The organism is Arthrobacter sp. 18067 (assembly GCF_902706295.1).
In the GTDB taxonomy this organism is placed as follows: domain Bacteria; phylum Actinomycetota; class Actinomycetes; order Actinomycetales; family Micrococcaceae; genus Arthrobacter.
Genome location: NZ_CACSJJ010000049.1, coordinates 1 through 4,420, shown reverse-complemented (window position 1 = coordinate 4,420; position 4,420 = coordinate 1). Strand labels below are relative to the sequence as shown.

Annotated in this window: 7 protein-coding genes; 3 read left to right on the top strand and 4 right to left on the bottom strand. The window is 60.6% G+C overall.

Going from position 1 to position 4,420, the window contains the following annotated elements:
* Positions 1 to 255: 255 nt before the first annotated feature.
* Positions 256 to 480 (bottom strand): hypothetical protein, encoded by a 225-nt coding sequence (locus GVL04_RS23905; RefSeq protein ID WP_159709141.1) that lies wholly within the window; start codon positions 478 to 480, stop codon positions 256 to 258.
* Here GVL04_RS23905 and GVL04_RS24790 point away from each other — a divergent pair.
* Positions 431 to 844: a DUF6318 family protein gene (locus GVL04_RS24790; protein WP_235036432.1), complete on the top strand. Its 414-nt coding sequence runs from the start codon at positions 431 to 433 to the stop codon at positions 842 to 844. The two genes, GVL04_RS23905 and GVL04_RS24790, sit on opposite strands and share 50 nt — an antisense overlap.
* A 266-nt stretch (positions 845 to 1,110) precedes the next feature.
* On the top strand, positions 1,111 to 1,812 hold the full coding sequence (locus GVL04_RS23900; RefSeq protein ID WP_235036431.1) for a hypothetical protein: 702 nt from the start codon (positions 1,111 to 1,113) through the stop codon (positions 1,810 to 1,812).
* Here GVL04_RS23900 and GVL04_RS23895 read toward each other — a convergent pair.
* From GVL04_RS23895 to GVL04_RS23885, 3 genes are all read right to left on the bottom strand, one after another.
* The gene (locus GVL04_RS23895; RefSeq protein ID WP_235036430.1) at positions 1,809 to 2,270 is read right to left on the bottom strand and encodes a DUF3817 domain-containing protein; all 462 of its coding nucleotides are present in this window, start codon (positions 2,268 to 2,270) and stop codon (positions 1,809 to 1,811) included. The genes GVL04_RS23900 and GVL04_RS23895 overlap by 4 nt on opposite strands.
* A 37-nt stretch (positions 2,271 to 2,307) precedes the next feature.
* A complete protein-coding gene (locus GVL04_RS23890) occupies positions 2,308 to 2,796 on the bottom strand; it encodes a hypothetical protein (protein WP_235036429.1) in 489 nt (162 codons plus the stop codon).
* Positions 2,797 to 3,021: 225 nt separating this feature from the next.
* Positions 3,022 to 3,528: a hypothetical protein gene (locus tag GVL04_RS23885; protein WP_159709142.1), complete on the bottom strand. Its 507-nt coding sequence runs from the start codon at positions 3,526 to 3,528 to the stop codon at positions 3,022 to 3,024.
* A gap of 104 nt (positions 3,529 to 3,632) precedes the next feature.
* On the opposite strand from GVL04_RS23885, the gene GVL04_RS23880 reads away from it, so the two are divergent.
* A complete protein-coding gene (locus tag GVL04_RS23880) occupies positions 3,633 to 4,352 on the top strand; it encodes a FadR/GntR family transcriptional regulator (protein ID WP_159709138.1) in 720 nt (239 codons plus the stop codon).
* Positions 4,353 to 4,420 lie beyond the last annotated feature (68 nt).

The following is a 4,420-nucleotide window of genomic DNA, read 5'->3' as shown; positions in this document are numbered from 1 at the left end:
GTGCCGGCCGACCCACCAAGAAGGACCGCCGGGATATGGAGAAACTGCGGGGGTAGGTGGCCTTGGCGGGCACTTATCCACAGGCTGCAATTTCTGACATGAAACCTTCGCCGACGCCGGCCTAGACTGACCGGCACACCGCCAAACAGCTGCTGGGGAGCCTGTCATGCCACGCCTTTCGTCTGCCACTTTTCGTTTCTTGAATGCCGGGACACTGGTCACGGGAGTGGCATTGGCGCTCCTCCTGAGCGGTTGTCAGGGCGCTTCCACGCCCAGCACATCACCCTCAGAAACAAGTTCGACGACGGCGTCACCCACCACGAGCTCGTCGGTTCCGGCGGCTTCGGCTACTCCTTCAGCGGCTTCGGGGGCGGCCGCGTACAAGCCCGCTGACGCGAAGGGTAAGGCGCAGAATGTGCCGATTCCCGTGATGCCTGAGCTGGCGAAGGAGAACTCGAAGGCGGGGCTGGAGGCGTTCATTGGGTACTGGTTCCAGCTGCTCAGCTACTCGTACGAAACAGGCGACGACTCCAGAGCCAAGGAGCTGTCCAGTGAGAGTTGTCTGCTGTGCACGGACCTCCTATCAGGAGTCGCTACAAACTACACAGATGGTCGGTGGCTGATCGGCGGACAATATAGGACACCAGTAATCGAAGTTCTCTGGCAGCCCTCCGCTGCCTCGCAAACCGCAAAAGTTCAAGTCCTGCAGCAGCAGACCATCTACATGAACGCCGATGGAACAAATGGCCGAGAACCCACGGCTGCAACAAATGACGCGGCTGCCTTCTTTGGTGTTTTCAATAATGGTTCCTGGTCAACGACGGATCTCGGCGTCATTAGATGAGATCCGATGCTTTCCGGTCATTAGCAGGGCTCTTGGTCGCCTACGCGGCTTTCAGTCCTGGGGCTTCCTGGGCGGCCACCATACCTAGCCCAGGAACCGGCTTTAGTGATCGCTCAGTTTTTGTCGGCGCCACGTTCACCATCGATCCAGTAACCGGTATGCCCTCCATGAATCTGGGATCATCTGCCGCAACTGAGGACCCCTACCAGTACAAGGCTGACTTTCGCTGTCGCGTTGGCGGTCCCGGATCACAAGAAATGGGCTGCTTGACCCTCGAATGTCCACCCAAGACACCTGATGGCGAAAAGGGCTCACCGATTATCTGGTTGATGGCTCCCAAAGGCATCACGAATCCGACGTTCACTGATTGGCAGCCTGTCGACGGAAAACCCGTGTGCCTGTATGACTCCGAGCCGGAAGATGTCATGGGGGACATCGCCGCCCGCATCCTGAACGACTTCCGCCAACTACCCGTCAACGCAGGAACCCTCGAAGCCCAGCCGTTCCCACACACCCTCAAAGGCGGCCCCACCAACTTCTACGCCACCGCTGGAGAGCAAGGCTTCGACGTCGCCATCCTCGGCCAAGCCGTCCACCTGACAGCAACACCGGCGAGCTACACCTACGCCTTCGGCGACGGAACAAACCCTCGGACCAACCCCCGCGGCCGGGTACTCCATCCCCGAGGCCGAGTGGCTGACCAGCGACACCCGCACCAGCCACATCTACACCGAAACAGGCAACTACCAAGCCACCCTCACGGCAAGCTTCACCGGCACCTACTCCGTCAACAACGGCCCACCACTACCCATCAACGGAACACTCGACATCACCACACCGGCCAAAACCATCCACGTCTGGAAAACAAAAAGAGCACTCGTAGCCGACACCTGCCAGGAAAACCCCAACTCATGGGGCTGCCCCCGCGCAGAGAGCAGATAACCCGTGAGCGGCTCGGCGGAGCTTAGGAGAACCAGGTGTCCGGAGGGCCCATGAACAGCAGGAAGCTGAACACTGCGCCCACAGCCACAAGAGTCACTACAACGGCAAGGATAGGATTCCTCAAAACCCAGGCCTGGACCTTCTCGAATCCGCCTTTAGGCGCATCGCCCCCGGCGGCCAAGCGCCAGTCGCCGGCGAGGAGGCCGCGACGGTCGAGGGATTTCTCCATGGGGATGGTGGCGTAGGGAATGACAGCCGACGCAATGGCCAGCAGTCCGGTGCGGGTCGACCACTTCTGGTTGATCCACGTGAAAGCGGCAGTCGCGGCATAGCAAAGGAACACGAAGCCGTGGATGCCTCCGGCGATACTCACCCCCACGTCGGTGGTCCGTGTGACGTACTTAAGGAACAGCCCGATCAGCAACAGCGTCCATGTCACGGCCTCGGCAAAAGCGACGGTACGGAACAAGGTGCGGGGCTGCATGGAAGTCCTCAGGTAGAAAACGGGAGACACATCCAATTTACCGTGGCGGACCGACTCCTCCGGAATCACCCGGTAAGGGAAGCGCCTGCCGGTTCCGGATGCGGGAATCACCGAATTCGATGGCAACCGGAGCGATCTCGACAACGGGCTCGTGCCGCGTACGTGCTTTACCCACAGCAATATGGGGAACCCACCGTGGCGATCTGTAACCAAGGGCGGGTGAGCTCAGGATGAAGTCGTCGATGTTGTCGAGCCCCAAATCGTCCAGCAAAAGGTGCAAACCCTGCAGCAAGAGCGCCTGGTAGTCGTGCACTTCTTGGGGAACATCCACTTCGAGGCCCATGACGCGTCCGCCACCCAACGGAATCAGCTTGTCGGACTTGCCCAGGAACGCGGCCAGCACAGGAAGCTCCGTCAACCAACTGGCTATCTCCGGAAGCACTTCCTCCGACCTCGCCGCTCCTTTAGTCCACGCCACGATGTCATTGGCCAGGTCGTCGAGAATCCCGACATGCAGCAGGGTCATATGTAAGCCCGATGGATTTCGGAGGGAATCGACGAAGCGGTTTAGTCCCTCGTAATCCGAGGCTCCCGCGCCAACTCGGAGAACGGGTACCTCCACTGTGATGCGAGGTCCATGCGGTTTGCTTCCAGTGGGGTTGCTGGCCGTCATGGTTGCCATTATGCGCCGAACGCCAAGCGAGCGGCAGCCCGACGGCGGAACCCGCCTGCCGCCGTCGTGGGCTGCTCCTTACTTCTTGGAGCGGGCCTGAACCATGTTGGCGAACGGAAGCCTTCCGAAAGCCGAAACGAAGTCAGAATGATAGGCGGCTTCGGCGGCATTGATCTCGGAGGCAGGAAGTTCCTTCCACGCGATGATGAGGTCCAAAGCGTCACGCAGTTGCCAGATGAGCCGCGCGTCCCAGACGACGGTCGGACGTCCGCGGCCGTAGTCCATGAACTCCTGGATCTGCTTGCGGAGCCCTCGGTTACCCTGGCTGCCGGCACTCGCTTTGCCCAAGTAGAGCACGGAAGCATCAGGAATCCACTCGGCTTCCAGGGCCTCCCGCTTGAGCGAGGGGTCCTTCTTCTTGAACGTGCCGGCCGTGCTCTTGCTGAGGAATACGGGGTCGAAATCCGTGCTGCGAAGGATCGCGAAGATGCCGGGTCCCTGGGGAATTCGCATGGGATCAAGTTCGTCAAGCGGTCGGAACCCGGTGAACCCGTCGTCAGTGAGTGACTTTTTGGTGAAGAGCATGGTCCATTGTGCGGGATCTCCCGGCGGCGCGAAGAAAGACGCCAAAGCCTGAAGCAAGCCTTTCAGCGTTGACAGCCCCTTGTGACCCGTGCCATATTCAAAACGTGAACCTGTCAGACAGCCGGACAGCCGGACAGCAAGAGCCCCAGGGTGCGCATATGCCCATCTCCCGCATTTCCGCAGCTGAAGCGGTCTTCGCGGCCCTCAGGCGAGCCATCGAGGGCGGCCAGTTCGATATCGGCACCAAGTTGAGCTCCGAAGCCACGCTCGCAGGTCAGTACGGCGTCAGCCGATCCGTCATTAGGGAAGCGCTGAGGTCCTGCAACACCTTGGGCCTTACCGTGACAAAGACGGGTAAAGGCACGTTCATCGTGGCGAACAAGGTTGCTAATGACCTTACCTTGGGTCAGTACAGTGCGCGTGATCTCAACGAGGCACGCCCGCACATTGAGATTCCGGCGGCCGGGCTCGCCGCCCAAAGAAGGACTGACGAGGAGCTTGAGCACCTCAAGGAGATCGTCCAGGAAATGCTCAGCGAGAACGACCCAGAAGCCTGGGTGAACCTGGACGCGAGCTTCCACTCCGCTGTGGCCCGCGCCAGCGGAAACCGGGTGTTCGCCAGCGTCGTCTCGGATATCCGCGAAGCACTGGCCCACCAGTCCGAAACCCTGAACCTCGTCGCGGACCGGCAGCACCGCTCGGACGAAGAACACGTCGCCGTGCTCAATGCAATTGAGGCGGGCGACTCTGAAGCCGCAAGTAACGCGATGGCAGCCCACCTGCAGGCCGTCAGCGTGGCACTGGACACGATCCTCAACAAATGACACACCCCAAGGACACCATCACCATGCCCGTCCCCGAAGCAACGGCCACACCCCAGGCCCCCGCGCAC

What these genes read in the sequence shown, in the direction of transcription:
- GVL04_RS24790 (WP_235036432.1), top strand. Translation starts at nt 431, where the DNA reads ATGCCTGAGCTGGCGAAGGAGAACTCGAAGGCGGGGCTGGAGGCGTTC.
- GVL04_RS23905 (WP_159709141.1), bottom strand. Translation starts at nt 480, where the DNA reads ATGAACGCCTCCAGCCCCGCCTTCGAGTTCTCCTTCGCCAGCTCAGGC.
- GVL04_RS23895 (WP_235036430.1), bottom strand. Translation starts at nt 2,270, where the DNA reads ATGCAGCCCCGCACCTTGTTCCGTACCGTCGCTTTTGCCGAGGCCGTG.
- GVL04_RS23890 (WP_235036429.1), bottom strand. Translation starts at nt 2,796, where the DNA reads ATGACCCTGCTGCATGTCGGGATTCTCGACGACCTGGCCAATGACATC.
- GVL04_RS23885 (WP_159709142.1), bottom strand. Translation starts at nt 3,528, where the DNA reads ATGCTCTTCACCAAAAAGTCACTCACTGACGACGGGTTCACCGGGTTC.